This window comes from Nitrospirota bacterium (assembly GCA_016195565.1).
GTDB lineage: Bacteria > Nitrospirota > Thermodesulfovibrionia > Thermodesulfovibrionales > UBA1546 > UBA1546.
In genome coordinates this window covers 59,200-76,018 of the sequence record JACPZK010000029.1, presented here as the reverse complement: position 1 = coordinate 76,018, position 16,819 = coordinate 59,200, and the positions used below count along the sequence as shown (strand labels likewise).

Genomic DNA, 16,819 nt, shown 5'->3' with positions numbered 1-16,819 from the left:
TGTTTATCTCATAATATCACCTCCCTCTGCTATTTTTAATAATGCATTAACTATAGCTGCAGCTATGGGGCTTCCACCCTTTCTGCTCAAATTAGTGATAAACGGGAAATTTTGCGCTGAGAGCAATGCCTTTGATTCAAGCGCCTTAACGAAGCCGACGGGAACGCCGATAACTAAAAGACCGTGATGCGTAATGCGTGATGCGTAATGCGGATTATTGAGTAAATCAATTATTTTCAAAAGCGCGGTTGGTGCATTGCCGATAGCAATAATTCCGATGTTGTTATTTTCTTTTAATGCTGATTCAATTCCCATCTCAGCCTTTGTCTTATTTTCTGAATTTTGAGTTTTGAATTTTGAGTTTTGAATTTTACAAATGACTTCTCCGCCCCATTTTTTTAGCAGTTTTTTATTTATTCCTGCTTTCACCATTTCAACGTCGGTAAGAATATTTTTGCCTGCCCTTATCGCATTTATTCCTGTGGTTACGGCATCAGGATGGAAAATAAGAGTCCTCTTAAATTCGAAGTCAGCGGTAGTATGTATCACACGCTTTATAATTGGCGCTTGTTCCTGAGGAATATCGCTTAAATCAATCTCCTCTGAGATTATCTCAAAGCTCTTCTTTTCTATGTCCTGAGGCAGCAAGCCGCGAGCGGAAGCTATTCTTTCCATTATTACCTGAACCAGTTTTTCGTGAATACCGAGAGGCTCCGTATAAATAAATTCAACATCAGGATATATTCTTTCAGCTTCCTTTATCATTTCAGGGATGTCTTTTGTTACATGCATTCCACTGATAAGGAAATAGGGATGAATTATTATTTTTTTAGCTCCATTGCGAACACTCTCCTTAATCGTATCCGATAACTCAGGCTTTGCAAACTGCAGATATGCAACCCTTACACATCCTTTGCTGCAAGCAGGGTGAATCATGCTGTGCAAAAGCCTTCCCATTGTTTCTATATTGTTCGCATCTTTCTTGGGGCTGCCGTGTCCTATGAGTATTATGCTTTCCATTACTGCTCCTTTATGTGATTTAGGAAATTCCGTGCAATTTCAGAGTCACTTCCAAAGTGTATGTGAATATAACTTGCAAGGGTATTTTTGAATCTATATCCTTCATCAGGGAGATTATGGCCATTATTCTCTTTTATAAAATAAATTCTTGTCTGTATTCCGTATTCTGTCATTCCCGCAGTTCTTAAGCGGGAATCCATGCCTTTTCTGGATTCCGTGTCAAGCACGGAATGACATGCTGTGTTTTGTTCCCTGTGTTCTGTGTTCTGTCTTCTATCTTTAATCGCCGAATAATGAAACTCGTGCCCTTTAAATTTATCTCCTTCTTTGCCGAGAATGCAGTCTTCTTTTAATATAATCTCTCTGTAGCCAAGATGCGATTTCCCTTTTTTCATCTCTGTTTCAAATGGAAAGACCCCGGCCATTTCAAAGAACTTTCTGTCAAAATCATAAATGCCTTTTGACAGATACATCAGCCCGCCGCATTCAGCATATATAGGATTGCCTGAATTTGCCCAGTTATAAATATCTTCAATCATAGATTTATTTTTTGCTAATTCCTCTGCATAAAGCTCTGGATAGCCTCCGCCGATATATATCGCATCTGCTTTATCAGGGATTGCTGAATCAGATAGGGGGCTGAATGTAACTATCTCTGCCCCCGCATTTTTCAATAAATCCATATTGTCTTCATAGTAAAAACAGAAGGCTTTATCGTATACAACGGCGATCCGGCAAGCGCGAAGAACGGATAACCCTTCCTTGCTCCTCCCCTTAGATAAGGGGAGGATAGGTGGGGTTACTCCAATTCCACTCTTCGAAAGACTTGCTCTCTGTACTAGTGTATCCACATCAATATGCTCCAGCACGGAATCCGCAAGTTTATCAATATTCTCTTTAGCAATAGGTGTTTCTTCAGCGACTGTCAGCCCAAGGTGCCTGTGTGGTATCTCAAAATCCAAGTTTCTCGGCAGATACCCTAATACTGTTACATCCCGCACGCTGTCTTTCAGTCGTTTGAAATGATTATCTGATGCTGCTCGGTTGAAGATAACACCGTTAATAAGTGCAGTAGCGCAGTAGCGCAGTAGCGCAGTAGCAAAAGGTTCTACCCCTGTTGCTCTGCTGCTCTGCTGTTCTGCTGCTCTGTATTCTATGAACCCTTTCACAACCGCTCCTGCGCTCTCGGCCATGCCATAGGCGTCAACAACTAAAATTACAGGCAGGTTAAGCAGTCCTGCCAGCTTTGCTGTGCTGTGTTCACCATCATACATTCCCATAACGCCTTCAATAATTGATATATCTGCATCTGCTGAATATTTATGAAAACACTCTTTGACATATTCCTCACCGCACATCCACACATCCAGGTTTCTTGAATGTCTGCCTGTAACAAGCCTGTGAAGTCCTGTGTCTATAAAGTCAGGGCCTGCCTTGAACGGCTGGACTTTCAGCCCCCTTTTCTTCAAGGCAGCCATAAGTCCAAGCGTTATGGTCGTTTTTCCGCACCCGCTGTGAGTGCCTGCTATTACAAAACCCCGCATAATTCGCCTTTCAATAATTCGCCGTTTCTGTCATTCCGCACTTGATGCGGAATCCAGTTTATTTGTTTTCTGGATTCCCGCTTTCGCGGGAATGACATCTAAAAAATTAGACAGTTCTTTTAGTAATCGCATATTGTCCTTCCTTGATTTAACCGCAATTCTTATGTGTTTCCCGTCCAGTCCTTTGAAATTGGAACAATCCCTCACAAGGATGCCCTTATTCCTCAATGCCGATATTATTTCTTTTGCATGGTTTATCCTTAATAAATAATAATTTGCTTGTGACGGGATATAGCTAATCTCCAGTCTTTTGAATTCCTTTTCCAGAAAATCTTTTTCCCGCTTGATTACCCTGAAGGTCTTTTTTTTGAATGCAGTATCTTTGAAAGCTGCAATCCCCGCTGTTTGTGCGAGGGTGTTCACTGTCCACGGCTCTTTATGCTTTTTTATGGTTTCAGTAATATTTAATGGAAATACTCCGTATCCAATTCTTAAGCCGGACAAGGCATAAAATTTTGTTAGTGATCTCAGCACAATCAGAGAGGGATTTTTTGCAACCTCTTTGATTACGCTTTCTTCCGGCACAAAATCTATAAACGCCTCATCAACGACGAGATAACATTTAAGTTTTTTTGAAGCATCTGCAATTTTTATTACATCAGCTTTTTTAAGCACCCTGCCTGTAGGGTTGTTGGGATTGCAGAGGAAAGCCACATCGCAGCCTTTCATTTTTTGTATAAATTTATCAGTATCTATATCAAAGTCATTTTCTTGTTTCAACCGGTAACTTTCAACTTTTAACTTGCAACTTATTTCGCATGCCCTCTCATATTCAGAAAATGTCGGCGCAGGGATAAGAACCCTCTCAGGCCTCAATGCACGGGCCACAAGGTAGATCAGCTCTGTGCTGCCGTTTCCGCATATGATGGATTCAGGATTTATCTTGTGTTGCTTTGCTATCTGCAGCCTTAATCTTTTCGCATCTGGATCAGGGTAATTATGCAGATACTTTATATTGTCTTTTATCGCTGAAATTACGCTTTCAGGAACGCCGAGAGGATTAATAGAAGCGCTGAAATCTATTATGTTCTTTTCATTCAGACGGAATTTTTCTGAAAGGGCATAGATGTTCCCTCCGTGAGTTTCCTGCATCATGCCCCTCCTTTTAAGAGTAAGACTGCGATAGCTGTCGCGATGCCTAAAACAGAGGATGCCTTTACAATAGTTATAGCCTGCGCGGATGCCCTGCTGTAGTCCTCTGTCCTTACATTGCCGATGTATGGTTTTTCAATAACAATACCTCCGTATGCAGCTGGGCCTCCCATTCTGATTCCGAGTGCGCCTGCCATCGCAGCCTCAGGCATTCCGCTGTTCGGGCTCAAGTGTTTCCTGCCGTCACGGAGCATTGTTTTTAGTGAACAGTGAACAGTGAACAGTGAACGGGAAACGAAAAAAGATACCACAACAATTAATAGGCCTGTTATCCTTGCGGGTATATAATTGGCAATATCATCCAGTCTGGCTGCAGCCCATCCGAAATGAATATACTTGTCATTCCTATACCCAACCATCGAATCAAGCGTATTTATCGCCTTATATGCCATGGCAAGCGGAAGCCCTCCGACAACGAGATAAAATATAGGAGCTATAACGCCGTCCGAGAGGTTTTCAGCGAGGCTCTCCATTGTTGCCTTAAGTATCTCTTTTTCTGTGAGGGCATGGGTGTCACGTCCAACAATTATTGAGAGCCTTTCCCTTGCAAATTCAATACTGCTGTTTGTTACAGCTTCAATCACTGCTCCTGCAGAGTTAATTAATTCACGGACAGCGATTGTGGTTGAAGTAAGATAAATAAGCAACAAGTAAGAAGTGAGAAGCAGGAAGTGAGAAGTCAAAGACATACGCGATAAAATATTAACTGTGAACCACGTAATAATAAAAGTCATTCCAACAATTGTGGTTACTAAAAGGATGCCTTTAAGTTTTTCACTCACTTTTAATTTTCTCAGATATATTTCTGTTCTGCTTATTGTTCCTCCCATCATTCTTACAGGATGCGGCAGCCAGCGCGGGTCGCCAATGACAAAGTCAAGCAGAAAAGCCAGTATCAGAAGGGCAGGAGAAATACTTAACGCCGAAAAAAGAAGAATTATTGGGGCATATTGAAGAAAATCTGTCATAGCCCGATAATCCTGTTTATAAAAGCCATATCTAAATTCTGTTTCACAATATCAGCGAGGTTGTCAATCGCCTTTTCCTTCATTTCAGAATACTTTATAGTTGAATCAATGGGAGAAAGCCCCCTTTGTTCTCTGATAGAATTTATTATCCCCCTTCTGAATGAATCGTTCTCAAAGATTCCATGGATATATGTCCCCCAGCAGTTGCCGTTCATCGAACCATCAAGAATGAGTGACGAGTTTGAGGAAAGCCTTCTGAGTTTAAATAATCCAATATCTCCTCTGCTGATGCCCAGATGAATCTCATAGCCTGTTATTTTTGTATTTTCTGAACTCTTAACTCCTAACTCTGAACTTCTAACTAATTCTCCCTCTATTTGGCAGGTCGTCTTTTCTTTTCCAAATGTTGTCTCTATATTCAGAAGCCCTAATCCATCCGCTTCTTTATGAGGACTTTCAATGCTGTGAGGGTCGTATATCTTTTTCCCGAGCATCTGGTATCCGCCGCACATGCCCATAATCTGTATGCCTTTTGAAAAAGCTTGTTTAATGCTTTCATCAAGACGGCTCTCCTTTAGAAACATAAGGTCTTTTACGGTATTTTTTGAGCCGGGAATAATTACCATGTCAGCATTCTCTATCTCTGCCGGGTTTCTGGAATAAACAATCTCAACATCAGGCTCATGCATGAAAGGATCAAAATCAGTGAAATTGGAAATATATTGAAGGTGCAATATAACTATCTTGATTTTTATCTTTTCTGATTTTAAATTTTGAATTTTAAATTTTGAATTGCTGCTTTGCAGCGATAATCCATCCTCTTCAGGCAAATCTATATTGTTAATGTAAGGCAATACGCCTATCACTGGTTTTCCAGTCTTTTCGTTAATCATTTCAAGCCCGGGCTTGAGAATTGACAGGTCTCCGCGGAATTTATTTATCACATATGCCTTAATGTGTCTGCTGTCTTTACCGAGGAGTTTAACGGTTCCATAAAGCGATGCAAACACACCGCCCTTATCTATATCACCGACTAAAATCACAGGAGCTTTTGCGTGTTTCGCAATAGACATATTCACAATGTCAACATCCATGAGATTTATTTCCGCAGGGCTTCCCGCGCCTTCCATTATTATCAGTTCATGTTTTTTGGAAAGCCTGTTGAATGATTTTGTTACCGCTTTCCACGCCTCTTTTTTGAAGGCATAGTATTCCCGCGCCTTCATCGTGCTGTTAACCTTGCCGTGAATAATAACCTGCGAGCCCGCCTCACCGGATGCCTTGAGCAGAATGGGATTCATATCAACTGTCGGCTCTATCTTTGCTGCCTCTGCCTGAAGCGCCTGCGCCCTTCCTATCTCTCCGCCCTCAAGTGTTATATAAGAATTCAATGCCATGTTCTGAGCTTTAAACGGCGCCGCATTTACTCCGCTGTCTTTAAAAATTCTGCATAGGGCGGCAACGAGCAGGCTTTTCCCTGCGCCGGAGCCTGTACCCTGAATCATCAGTGATTTAGCCACAAGCGGCTCCATTTAAAAGTTTTACAACCGGATATTTTTCCCAGAACTCTATTATGTTCACTGCTGCAAAATCCTGTTCAATTCTGAATATGTTTTCCAGAGGGATTCCCATTATATGGCAGAGGATTATCCTATTCACGCCGCCATGCGCAACAATTGCTATATGCTCGCTGTTGTGATTGCTTAATAGGCTGTCCACCGCCTTTACTGTCCTCTCTCTTACCTCAACAGTGCTTTCTCCATCAACAGGGCTGTATGTGAGGGGATTTCCTGCCCACGCCTCAAACTCCTGAGGGTAGTTCTCTTTTATTTCTGTGAAGGTCATGCCCTCCCATATACCAAAGCTTCTTTCTCTCAGGTCTTCTATTGCAATGGGCTTTAAATCGTATGGTTCTGCTATTATCTCAGCACTTTTTAATGCCCTGCTTAGGGGAGAACAGTAAACAGCAGATAACTTAGAAGATGCGCTATGCAGGATGCACGATTCATGATTTTTTTTATCCTGTATCATATTCTGTATAAATACCGATGTCCCTTTAATCTGCTCAATTCCCTTTTCAGACATAGGCACGTCAATACTTCCTTTATAGCGCTTTGTCTCGCTTCCTTCTGTTGCGCCGTGCCTGATTAAATAGAGAGTCGTGACCATATTATCACCATAAACAAAAAGGCTATTTCCGTAAGCTCGCTTATTGCGCCAAGCGTATCCCCTGTCAGCCCGCCAAATTTTTTGTTAAAGAAATGAACTGATATGCGGCAGAAAGAATACAATACTCCAAAGAGAATCGCATAAAAAACATGCTGATTTCCAAGAGCATAACGGCTTGAGAGCGCCTGTATTAATATTAATATCAGAATAAGAAGCAAAGTAGAAATTGCAGTCTCTTTAAAGCCGGTTTTGTTCATAAAGATTTTCCCCAAACCATCTTCCCGCGCAGCCTTGCCGTGAAGCATTGACACAACCATTGCCCACTTTGAAAATACCGGCATAAGAAGCAGTGATGAATAATAAGTAAACGGCAGAAAATGTGACAGGTTTTTGAGAGCCGAATACTTCAGCAGCAGTATAAAAACTATCGCTGTCACGCCGGCAGGGCCCGTTGAACTGTCTTTCATCACAGAGAGCCTTTTTTCTTTATCCTTCTCAAAATCACCTGATGACTTAACGGCAATGGCGTCAAACGTGTCCGCAAGCCCGTCAAGATGAAATCCTCCATTTGACAGCACAAGCATGAGCAATACTATTGCAATAACAAGATCCTGATGGAAAAATATGCCTGATACATAGTCCGCAGTTATCAACAATATTCCCTGAATGAAACCGACTATAACAAAGACCGATGCGCTTTTTGCAATATCATCCTCATTAACCGTCATGCGTGACTTAACTGGTATTAGCGTCAGAAACTGAAATGCAAGTAACATCTGTTTTATCATTTTGCCCGCAACTCCTAACTCTGGACTCTAAGCCTTTTCTGAAACCCCTGCCTCGCCGAATGTCGCCATTTCTTTATATATCTTTAGTCCGGCCTCTATCATGAGCATTGCAAGCGCTGCTCCTGTTCCTTCACCGAGCCTTAAATTCAAATCAAGTATCGGCATTAGCCCCATTTTATCAAGCATTGCCTTATGCCCTATTTCAACGGAATTATGCGCTGCAAATATGTAATCCTTAACTTTTGGGTCAATGCAATATGCGATTAATGCGCCTGCAGTTGATATGAATCCGTCAATCACAACCGGAATCCTGTTTGATGCTGCGCCGAGTATTAACCCTGCGATGCCGCCAATCTCTGCGCCGCCAACCTTTGAAAGCACATCTATCGCATCATTAGAGTTTGGCTTGTTTAGATTAATACCTTTTTCAATGACCTTAATCTTGTTTTGAAGTGATTCACCAGTTATTCCGGTGCCTTTGCCGGTTACTTCTGAAACAGGCCTGCCTGTAAGCACTGCTGCAATGGCGCTTGACGGTGTTGTGTTGCCGATTCCCATATCGCCTGTGCCGAATATCTTATAACCTTTCTTTGCATATCCATCAGCAAGCTCAATTCCTGTTTCCATGCACTTTATTGCTTCCTCTCTTGTCATGGCAGGTTCTTTTGCGAAGTTTTTTGTGCCGTTTATTACCTTTAGATTTATAAGCCCCTCAATCTCCCCGAAATCATGGTCCACACCGATATCCACAACGACAACATCAGCGCCTGCGTGACGCGCAAGCACATTTATCCCTGCGCCGCCCCTCAGAAAATTAAATACCATCTGCTGTGTTACTTCTTTTGGAAAAGCAGAAACTCCTTCCTCTGTTACGCCGTGGTCGCCGGCAAAGGTAAAGACAACTTTTTTATCAAGTATCGGATTTTTATTTTCTGTTATGGCAACAAATTTTCTTGCAAACTCCTCAAGCCTTCCGAGGCTGCCGAGCGGTTTTGTGAGGTTGTCGAGATGTTTTTGCGCAATGTCAGACCACTCTCTGTTTATTAGTTTGATGCTGCTTAAGGTTGTATTTAGTAACTCCATTCGCGCCTCCTTGTAAGGTTTTTTAATTTGTCATTCCGCACTTGATGCGGAATCCAACACCTTATTTAAAAACTCTGGATTCCCGCCGGAGTTTACCCCGTACTTGATACGGGGCGGGAATGACAAAAAACGGTTATTTTATTTTTATCGGTATTCCCGCAGTCACAAGATACGCCTCATCAGCAATCTCAGCAACCTTCCGGTTTAAATAGCCTGCTAAATCCCTGAATCTCCTTGACAGTTCATTTTCAGGGACAATACCCATCCCGACTTCATTTGAGACAATAAACATGCGTGGAGCGTTAGGTGTTAAGCGTAATGCGTTAATCAAACTTTCAATTTCTTTATTGGTATCAAAATTGTTTAGCATCAGGTTAGATAACCACAATGTCAGGCAGTCAAGAAGAATCACTTCGTATTGGTCCTGGATATCCTTTATTAATGTGGTGATATTCAACGGTTCTTCAAATGTCATCCACTCTTCTGGCCGCTCTTTTTTATGTTTTTCAATTCTCTCTCTCATCTCATCATCCAGCGCCTGTGCAGTTGCAATATATGCCTTCTTGGGCGTGGAGGAGATTTCGTCTCTACCACGAACCCCCTCTTTAGCAGAGGTGTAATTATTTGCAAGATTCAGGGCAAACGAACTTTTTCCGCTTCTTGCTCCGCCGATGATGAATGTTATCAATTCACTCCCCCAAAAATAAAAAATCCTCTCGCCGCATTTCTGCTGACGAGAGGATTGCACCCTGATTTACTTCATCCTCACCTTCCTCCACGGAAAGGCTTTTCAGTGAATAGTGAATAGTATTTAGTGAATAGCAAACATCAAAAACTATTCACTGTTCACTAACGACTATTCACTGTAGTTCACAGGCAGGTTTTCTGACTCTCCCGACCTTTGCCAGCCTTCCCATCCCCATATATCGGAACAGTGGCATATTACCGGCAAAGGCTTTAATTCCAACCAAACAATCGGAATCGGGATTACAGCGGCGGGACCGCTCCTGAATTTAACAGGATTCCCTATTAAGCCTTTTTAGCACCTGAACTATTTATAGTGTTACAGCAAACGAATCAAAAAAGCAAGGGGTTATGTTCTGGATGTCTTTCAGTTCTCTATGCTAAACTTATAAAACTAATTGCCAAGAGGGGGAAATTGGAACTTTACAGGCTTAACATTTCTGAAGCAAGGGAACTGCTTGATAAAAGGAAAATCACTGCAAAGGAACTTCTGGATTCCATATATCAGAGGATTGAATCTGTTGACAGTAAAGTAAAGGCATTTGTCACCTTGTCAAAAGAGCAGGCTTATGGGATGGCTGATGCTGCTCAAAAGCAGATAAAGGAAGGCGGGCCTTTGACTGTTCAGGGCATTCCGGTTGGAATTAAGGATAACATGTGCACAAAAGGCATACGCACTACCTGTTCGTCAAAAATCCTCGAAAACTTTATCCCGCCTTATGAGAGCGCTGTAACGTCAAGGCTAAGTGAAAATGGGTATGTACTAATCGGAAAGACAAATCTCGATGAATTTGCAATGGGGTCGTCAACTGAGAATTCGGGTTTCTTCACAACAAGAAATCCATGGGATATTGAAAGAATTCCGGGCGGTTCAAGCGGAGGCTCTGCAGCAGCGGTTGCTGCAGATGAATGTATTGCCGCTCTCGGTTCCGACACAGGCGGCTCAATAAGACAGCCGGCGGCATTGTGCGGCGTAGTAGGGTTAAAGCCTACTTACGGAAGGGTTTCAAGATACGGACTTGTTGCATTTGCATCATCATTAGACCAGATAGGGCCCATCACAAAAAATGTAAAAGACTCAGCCATACTGCTGAATATAATTTCAGGGAAAGACCCTTTTGATTCCACATCTGCGCCTGTTGCTGTTCCTGATTTCACGAAAGTACTGGGAAGCGAAATTAAAGGGTTAAAGATAGGTATTCCAAAGGAATATTTTATTAAAGGAATGGACAGGGAAATAGAAGAATCCGTTAAAACTGCCATCAAGAAGCTTGAATCCCTCGGCGCAATACCTGTTGAGATATCTTTACCGCACACAGAATATGCGGTTGCAGCTTACTATGTGCTTGCAACATCAGAGGCTTCATCCAATCTCGCGAGATATGACGGCGTTAAATACGGTTTCAGGGCAGCAGGCAAAGACCTGATGGAAATGTATATGAACACACGGGCTCAGGGATTTGGGGCTGAGGTGAAAAGAAGGATAATGCTTGGGACTTATGCGCTCTCGTCAGGCTATTACGATGCTTATTACAAAAAGGCGCAGCAGGCAAGGACCTTGATAAAAGCGGATTTTGAAAAGGTGTTTAATAGCGTTGATATGATTGTCACACCCACATCTCCGACAGCGGCGTTTAAATCAGGAGAAAAGACAGACGACCCGCTGCAGATGTATCTCTCTGACATATTCACAATCTCTGTAAACCTTGCAGGAATACCTGCAATCTCAATCCCGTGCGGATTCACATCAAACAATCTTCCAATTGGTTTGCAGATTATCGGGAAGCACTTTGACGAGGAGAGCATTCTGAAAGCAGCATACGCTTATGAACAATCAACAGACTGGCATAAGAGGAAGCCGAATTTATGAAATACGAAGCGGTGATAGGCCTTGAAGTTCATGCTCAGATGCTGACGGACAGCAAAATATTCTGCGGCTGCTCCACAAGATTCGGCTCGGAGCCAAACACACAGACATGCCCTGTGTGCATAGGCATGCCGGGTGTGCTTCCTGTTTTAAATAAAAAAGCAATAGAGTTCGCAACAAAGACAGGCTTGGCAACTAACTGCAAGATTTCTTCTTACAGCAGGTTTGCGCGAAAGAATTATTTTTATCCAGACCTTCCAAAAGGCTATCAGATAAGCCAGTATGAACTTCCGATATGCGAGCATGGTTTTATTGAGATTGTTGTTGACGCTGAGATTAAAAGAATCGGCATAACAAGGATTCACATGGAAGAGGATGCCGGAAAGAACATCCACGAGGGTGCAGGGAACTACAGCTTCGTTGACCTCAACAGGGCTGGAGTGCCATTGATGGAGATTGTATCCGAGCCTGATATAAGAAGTCCGAGAGAGGCAGCGGAATACATGAAAAAACTCAGGGCAATCCTGAGGTATCTCGGAGTATGCGATGGGAACATGGAGCAGGGCTCCTTAAGATGCGATGCAAATGTATCCATCAGGCCTGTCGGACAAAAAGAATACGGCACAAGAGCAGAGGTCAAGAACATCAATTCATTTAAATTTGTTGAAAAGGCGCTTGAATATGAGATAAAACGTCAGATTAAAGTTATTGAAGAAGGCAGGAAAATTATTCAGGAAACAAGGTTATGGGATTCAAACAAAGGAATTACAGAATCCATGCGCGGCAAGGAAGAGGCGCATGACTACCATTATTTCCCTGAGCCGGACCTTGTGCCGATAACAGTTGAGCAGAAATGGATTGATGGGCTTAAGGCGTCTTTGCCTGAACTTCCTGATGCCAAGAGGAAAAGATTTGCATCTGAATATGGATTGTCTGAATACGATGCGGATTTATTGACATCTGAGAAAACTCTTGCTGAGTGGTTTGAAGAAGCAGTAAGGTCAGGCGGACAGCCAAAGGCAGTGGCAAACTGGATGATGGGCGAGCTGGCAAAACTCCTGAATGAAGAGAATAAATCCATAGAGGAATGCCAGTTAAAACCAAAACAGCTTACTGAGATGCTAAAGCTCATGGACAACGGCACAATCAGCGGAAAGATTGCAAAGACTGTGTTTGAAGAGATGTATAAAACGTGCAAAGACGCAGAAACTATTGTAAAAGAAAAAGGACTCATTCAGATAAGCGATACATCAGAAATAGAAAAGGCTGTTGATGAGGTAGTTGCAAAAAATCCCAAAGAAGTTGAACGATTTAAGGCAGGGGATGAAAAACTCTTAGGCTTTTTTGTAGGTCAGATTATGAAGCTCACAAAAGGCAAGGCAAATCCCCAGATTGTGAATGAGATTGTGAAAAAGAAACTTACATAGCAATAATATCACGCCACAATATTTCTTTCTGGAAGTCCTCATCTTTGAATATAGATTGCGCATAAAATAAGTTTTCTGTGTGGTATACTTCAATATAATATGGCTGTATAGAAGGAGGACGGGTTTATGGCTACTTTCAAGAAAAACCTGATTGTGTGTGACCCAAAAATTCTCGGCGGCAAACCGATTGTAAAAGGCACAAGAATATCTGTTGCCCTGATACTCCAGAATATTGCTTCTGGCATGACAAAGGAGGAGATACTCCGAGGTTATCCAACACTGACTACAAACGGCTTGGAGGCGGCATTAGATTTTGCTGCCAGACAATTTCAGGGTGAAGAAGTAAGGGTCTTTGCCGGCCGCTAATAATAATGAAACTTCTCGCAGATGAAAATGTCCATAGTGACATAGTGAGAGGGATTCGCAAAGCAGGCTACGATATTCTTTATGTCCCTGAAATCGGTCTTGCAGGACATGATGACCAAACGATTTTAAAATACTCAGAAAAACATGGGTTGATATTGCTATCAGGAGACAAAGACTTCGGAGGACTTATCGAGTTTGGAACACTGTGGGGACAGGGAAAGGTCATACTGCTTCGGCACAGATTAATCAATATTAAGCGGATGGTAGAAGATATCATTGAAGTTCTTTTGAATGAAAAAGAATCCCTTAGAGATAAAACTTCATTGGTTATCGTATTATCAGAATCCGGATACAGAATCCATAGAGCATTTTAAAGATTGATCTAAAATTTTAGGCGGTAAAATTTGATTTAACCCTATTTCATCGGTTAACATTTCAGATACATTTTTTGTTGTTGCAGACTCAAAGAGGAGAGGTGACCGAGAGGCCGAAGGTGCACGACTGGAAATCGTGTGTGCGCTAATCCCGCACCCAGGGTTCAAATCCCTGCCTCTCCGCCATTAACAACAGTTGAGAGTTGAAAGTTAAGAGTTACAAGTTGAAAACCTAGCAAACTTTTAACTTTTCACTTTAAACTTTTAACTCCAAACATTGTTTGGGTTTTGCAGGCAGGGGATGGCCCTGCGCAGCAGAGGGATGTGAACCCCACCAGATCCGGAAGGAAGCAATGGTAAGCATTTACTCTGGGTGCCGCAGCAAGTTGTCCCCTGCCTGCAGAAAGACAAAAGCAGTTAAGAGTTAGAAATTAAAAGTTAGGAGTTAAGAGTTAAAATTTGAATTCAATTGAACTTTCAACTTTTCACTTTCAACTTTAAACTTAAAATATTATGAGCTACCTTGTACTTGCAAGAAAATGGAGGCCTCAGGGGTTTGACGACCTCGTAGGGCAGGAGCCTATTATCCGAATCCTGCAAAACTCCATCGCACAGAAAAAGATTGCGCATGCCTACATATTCTCAGGGCCGAGAGGCGTGGGGAAAACATCCACTGCAAGGATACTTGCAAAGGCGCTTAACTGCGAAAACGGGCCGACACCGTCACCATGCGGCACATGCGCATCATGCACGGCTGTTAAAGACGGCACATCAATTGATGTCCTTGAAATAGACGGCGCATCAAATAACAGCGTTGATGACATAAGGGATTTGAGGGAAGGCGTTAAATATACCCCGCTTGGCGGCAGATACAAGATTTATATCATAGATGAAGCGCACATGCTTTCAACCTCTGCATTCAACGCTCTTTTAAAGACACTTGAGGAACCGCCTCCACACGCCATCTTTGTATTGGCGACAACAGCCCCAAGAAAAATACCTGCGACCATTTTTTCAAGATGCCAGCATCTTCCTTTCAGGCGCATATCAGCTCAAAAAATAAAAGAAAGGGTAAGGCATATAGCATCATCGGAAGACATAAAAATCTCTGATTCCGCTATAGAAATGGTGGCACGTGCCGCTGACGGAAGCATGAGGGATTCCCTTACAATCCTTGATCAGGTGACAGCGTTTTCTTCGGAAATAGATGCAGACGGAGTAAAAGACCTTCTCGGCATAGCAGATATCGGGATGCTTGCAGAAGTTTCATCTGCTGTTATTGCCGCCGACAGAGAAAAAATTATCAACGTTATATCCGAACTTGTGGATAAGGGGGCTGACCTCAAGTCTTTTGCAAAAGACCTTGTGGAATTTTTCAGAAATCTCCTTATCGCAAAGTTTGTAAAGAAGCCCGAAGAGATACTTGAACTCAGCGAGGATGAGATAAAAATAGTCAGCAGGATACTGCCGAAGATCTCGCCTGACCTGCTTACCCTTATGCTTTCAGAAATGGCCAAGGCTGAACTGGATGTCCGTTCTTCATTCTCGCCGCGGCTCAGTCTTGAGATGTCGCTGATAAAAATAAGCTTTTTAAGCACGCTTAAACCTGTGCAGGAGGCAATAGAGAATATAGATGCGCTCCTGAAGGGGATGCCGTTGCCTTCGGCGCGTAAAGCAGAACAGTCAGAAGTCAGAAGCCAAGGCAAGATGCAGGATGCCAGCCTCGGCGGGCCGCCCCCGCACTCAGGCGGGTTCGCTGAGGAGAATGAGGCGACAGGGCACACGATACAGGATGAGAAAGATGCCGGACAAGCCGGCATGACAAAAGAAGTGTCATTTTCCCGAGCAGCTCGGGGAAATGACACTTCTCAAAAAGACGTTCAATCTCCAACGCTGCTTGACGGCAGTTCTTTGCTGACTGCGATTAGAGAAAAGATTGATGACCCGAGGATTACATCAAAGCTTTCACAGGCAATGCCTTTACTTAAAGAAAATGTCCTGACGCTGGCCTTTAACAGCAATGAGGCAGAGCTTTTTGCAGAGCCTATAAGGAAGAATTCTAATTTGATAGAGCAGACAGCCTCGGATATTCTTAAGTCTCCCGTAAAACTTAAAATAGATATTCTGACAAAGAAAATAATCCGTAAAAAAGACCTGAAGGATAAAGTTCTGACAGACCCTGCCGTAAAAGAGGTGATTGAACTTTTTGACGGAAGGATAATTGATGTTAAACTAAAGGAAAATACAGGGGGTGGAAACAAAGATGTCTAAGAAGATGCTCGGTGATATTATGCGTGAGGCTCAAAAGCTTCAGACAGAGATGCAGAGGATGCAGGAAGAGTCAAAGAAGAAGACGGTTGAAGCAACAGCAGGCGGAGGCATGGTTACCGTCATTGCCAATGGCGGAGGAGAAATCATCTCCATAAAAATAGAAAAGGATGTTGTAAATCCTGATGATGTTGAGATGCTGCAGGACCTTATACTTGCCGCAGCCAATGAGGCGCTGAGACGGGCGCAGGAAATGGCCAATGAAGGGATGTCAAAGCTTACCGGAGGAATGCAGATACCGGGATTAGGCGGCCTGGGTAAACTTTTCTAATTCAGTTTCATCTATCTGAAGTTCACGCGCAAGGAGTTTGGGCGTTGTGCCGGTCTGCTTGATTACCTCTTTCAGATACTCCACAAAGCTTATCTGGTTGCCGCACTCATTGAAGTAGTCTTTAAGTATTAATGCAAGACCTTCTGATGGTATTCTATAGCCCTTCTTTGTTGCTTCCTTTTCACCTATGCTCTCAGGGATACCTATTACAACAATCCTATCATCCACAATTATAAAGCGGATGTTATGTACCATGAGACAACTGCTGTACCGAATCTCAGCGCCGGCTTTCATATACAAATAACCAATATGCAGTCTGTCAGAGAATTTAGGCATGAGGTATCTGACACGAACCCCTTCCTTTGTCAATTTTTCAATCGTATCTATAATATCCCTCGTTCTCTTTTTGTCTTCTCCTATAGGCAATCTGCCTGTTATTGCCCCTATTACTTCAGTCTTGGCTTCCATCATTGTATCTGTGACTGTCAGAAAGTATTCCTGCCTTGTCAGCACCTTTGTTGCCCGCTCAACCTCAAGCAGAAGTTTTTTCCTGCCCCTGCCTTCCTTTAGGCCGAAAAGCAAAAGTATGATTGTGGCAAGAAGCAGCACTGATTCAAGTACAAGAAGCCCTGTTTCAATAGTCATAGTGCTTTAATTT

16 protein-coding genes, 1 tRNA gene, 1 other RNA gene and 1 riboswitch are annotated in these 16,819 nt (G+C 42.7%); of the genes, 8 read left to right on the top strand and 10 right to left on the bottom strand.

Annotation, left to right across the window (positions count from 1 at the left end; genetic code table 11):
* Nucleotides 1-3 precede the first annotated feature (3 nt).
* The 9 genes from HY035_09695 to cobU form a co-directional block, all read right to left on the bottom strand.
* Nucleotides 4-1,020 carry a precorrin-8X methylmutase gene (locus HY035_09695; protein ID MBI3378651.1) on the bottom strand — a complete coding sequence of 339 codons (1,017 nt, stop codon included), beginning with the start codon at nt 1,018-1,020 and terminating at the stop codon, nt 4-6.
* Nucleotides 1,020-2,564 (bottom strand): cobyrinate a,c-diamide synthase, encoded by a 1,545-nt coding sequence (locus tag HY035_09690; GenBank protein MBI3378650.1) that lies wholly within the window; start codon nt 2,562-2,564, stop codon nt 1,020-1,022. Before HY035_09690 ends, HY035_09695 begins: the two co-directional genes overlap by 1 nt.
* Nucleotides 2,565-2,594: 30 nt before the next feature.
* Nucleotides 2,595-3,719, bottom strand: a complete 1,125-nt coding sequence (locus tag HY035_09685; protein ID MBI3378649.1) for a threonine-phosphate decarboxylase — start codon at nt 3,717-3,719, stop codon at nt 2,595-2,597.
* The gene (cobD, locus tag HY035_09680; protein ID MBI3378648.1) at nt 3,716-4,744 is read right to left on the bottom strand and encodes a cobalamin biosynthesis protein CobD; all 1,029 of its coding nucleotides are present in this window, start codon (nt 4,742-4,744) and stop codon (nt 3,716-3,718) included. The genes HY035_09685 and cobD overlap by 4 nt, the downstream gene beginning before the upstream one ends.
* Entirely contained in the window at nt 4,741-6,264 is a 1,524-nt protein-coding gene (locus HY035_09675) for a cobyric acid synthase (protein MBI3378647.1), read from the bottom strand. The genes cobD and HY035_09675 overlap by 4 nt, the downstream gene beginning before the upstream one ends.
* Nucleotides 6,257-6,913: a histidine phosphatase family protein gene (locus HY035_09670; GenBank protein ID MBI3378646.1), complete on the bottom strand. Its 657-nt coding sequence runs from the start codon at nt 6,911-6,913 to the stop codon at nt 6,257-6,259. The genes HY035_09675 and HY035_09670 overlap by 8 nt, the downstream gene beginning before the upstream one ends.
* A complete protein-coding gene (cobS, locus tag HY035_09665) occupies nt 6,892-7,701 on the bottom strand; it encodes an adenosylcobinamide-GDP ribazoletransferase (GenBank protein ID MBI3378645.1) in 810 nt (269 codons plus the stop codon). Before cobS ends, HY035_09670 begins: the two co-directional genes overlap by 22 nt.
* Nucleotides 7,702-7,728: 27 nt before the next feature.
* The gene (gene cobT / locus HY035_09660) at nt 7,729-8,784 is read right to left on the bottom strand and encodes a nicotinate-nucleotide--dimethylbenzimidazole phosphoribosyltransferase (GenBank protein ID MBI3378644.1); all 1,056 of its coding nucleotides are present in this window, start codon (nt 8,782-8,784) and stop codon (nt 7,729-7,731) included.
* A gap of 133 nt (nt 8,785-8,917) precedes the next feature.
* Nucleotides 8,918-9,472, bottom strand: a complete 555-nt coding sequence (gene cobU, locus HY035_09655) for a bifunctional adenosylcobinamide kinase/adenosylcobinamide-phosphate guanylyltransferase (protein MBI3378643.1) — start codon at nt 9,470-9,472, stop codon at nt 8,918-8,920.
* A 169-nt stretch (nt 9,473-9,641) separates the two neighbouring features.
* Nucleotides 9,642-9,849: riboswitch (cobalamin riboswitch) on the bottom strand.
* A gap of 94 nt (nt 9,850-9,943) precedes the next feature.
* Between cobU and gatA the strand changes: the two genes are divergently transcribed.
* The 8 genes from gatA (at nt 9,944) to HY035_09615 (ending at nt 16,161) form a co-directional block, all read left to right on the top strand.
* Nucleotides 9,944-11,398: an Asp-tRNA(Asn)/Glu-tRNA(Gln) amidotransferase subunit GatA gene (gene gatA, locus HY035_09650; GenBank protein MBI3378642.1), complete on the top strand. Its 1,455-nt coding sequence runs from the start codon at nt 9,944-9,946 to the stop codon at nt 11,396-11,398.
* On the top strand, nt 11,395-12,822 hold the full coding sequence (gene gatB / locus HY035_09645) for an Asp-tRNA(Asn)/Glu-tRNA(Gln) amidotransferase subunit GatB (GenBank protein ID MBI3378641.1): 1,428 nt from the start codon (nt 11,395-11,397) through the stop codon (nt 12,820-12,822). Before gatA ends, gatB begins: the two co-directional genes overlap by 4 nt.
* Before the next feature lie 126 nt (nt 12,823-12,948).
* Nucleotides 12,949-13,188 carry a DUF433 domain-containing protein gene (locus HY035_09640; protein MBI3378640.1) on the top strand — a complete coding sequence of 80 codons (240 nt, stop codon included), beginning with the start codon at nt 12,949-12,951 and terminating at the stop codon, nt 13,186-13,188.
* A gap of 5 nt (nt 13,189-13,193) precedes the next feature.
* A complete protein-coding gene (locus HY035_09635) occupies nt 13,194-13,562 on the top strand; it encodes a DUF5615 family PIN-like protein (protein ID MBI3378639.1) in 369 nt (122 codons plus the stop codon).
* A gap of 95 nt (nt 13,563-13,657) precedes the next feature.
* Nucleotides 13,658-13,748, top strand: a tRNA-Ser gene (locus HY035_09630).
* A 112-nt stretch (nt 13,749-13,860) separates the two neighbouring features.
* An RNA gene (gene ffs / locus HY035_09625) (signal recognition particle sRNA small type) lies at nt 13,861-13,958 on the top strand.
* A gap of 117 nt (nt 13,959-14,075) precedes the next feature.
* A complete protein-coding gene (dnaX, locus tag HY035_09620; GenBank protein MBI3378638.1) occupies nt 14,076-15,833 on the top strand; it encodes a DNA polymerase III subunit gamma/tau in 1,758 nt (585 codons plus the stop codon).
* Nucleotides 15,826-16,161 carry a YbaB/EbfC family nucleoid-associated protein gene (locus HY035_09615; GenBank protein MBI3378637.1) on the top strand — a complete coding sequence of 112 codons (336 nt, stop codon included), beginning with the start codon at nt 15,826-15,828 and terminating at the stop codon, nt 16,159-16,161. Before dnaX ends, HY035_09615 begins: the two co-directional genes overlap by 8 nt.
* On the opposite strand, the gene HY035_09610 is transcribed toward HY035_09615, so the two are convergent.
* Nucleotides 16,135-16,806 (bottom strand): hypothetical protein, encoded by a 672-nt coding sequence (locus HY035_09610; GenBank protein MBI3378636.1) that lies wholly within the window; start codon nt 16,804-16,806, stop codon nt 16,135-16,137. The genes HY035_09615 and HY035_09610 overlap by 27 nt on opposite strands.
* Between the last annotated feature and the right edge of the window lie 13 nt (nt 16,807-16,819).

Coding starts and splice junctions, on each gene's coding strand:
- HY035_09695 (MBI3378651.1), bottom strand. CDS start 1,020: ATGGAAAGCATAATACTCATAGGACACGGCAGCCCCAAGAAAGATGCG.
- HY035_09690 (MBI3378650.1), bottom strand. CDS start 2,564: ATGCGGGGTTTTGTAATAGCAGGCACTCACAGCGGGTGCGGAAAAACG.
- HY035_09685 (MBI3378649.1), bottom strand. CDS start 3,719: ATGATGCAGGAAACTCACGGAGGGAACATCTATGCCCTTTCAGAAAAA.
- cobD (MBI3378648.1), bottom strand. CDS start 4,744: ATGACAGATTTTCTTCAATATGCCCCAATAATTCTTCTTTTTTCGGCG.
- HY035_09670 (MBI3378646.1), bottom strand. CDS start 6,913: ATGGTCACGACTCTCTATTTAATCAGGCACGGCGCAACAGAAGGAAGC.
- cobS (MBI3378645.1), bottom strand. CDS start 7,701: ATGATAAAACAGATGTTACTTGCATTTCAGTTTCTGACGCTAATACCA.
- cobT (MBI3378644.1), bottom strand. CDS start 8,784: ATGGAGTTACTAAATACAACCTTAAGCAGCATCAAACTAATAAACAGA.
- gatB (MBI3378641.1), top strand. CDS start 11,395: ATGAAATACGAAGCGGTGATAGGCCTTGAAGTTCATGCTCAGATGCTG.
- HY035_09640 (MBI3378640.1), top strand. CDS start 12,949: ATGGCTACTTTCAAGAAAAACCTGATTGTGTGTGACCCAAAAATTCTC.
- HY035_09635 (MBI3378639.1), top strand. CDS start 13,194: ATGAAACTTCTCGCAGATGAAAATGTCCATAGTGACATAGTGAGAGGG.
- dnaX (MBI3378638.1), top strand. CDS start 14,076: ATGAGCTACCTTGTACTTGCAAGAAAATGGAGGCCTCAGGGGTTTGAC.
- HY035_09615 (MBI3378637.1), top strand. CDS start 15,826: ATGTCTAAGAAGATGCTCGGTGATATTATGCGTGAGGCTCAAAAGCTT.
- HY035_09610 (MBI3378636.1), bottom strand. CDS start 16,806: ATGACTATTGAAACAGGGCTTCTTGTACTTGAATCAGTGCTGCTTCTT.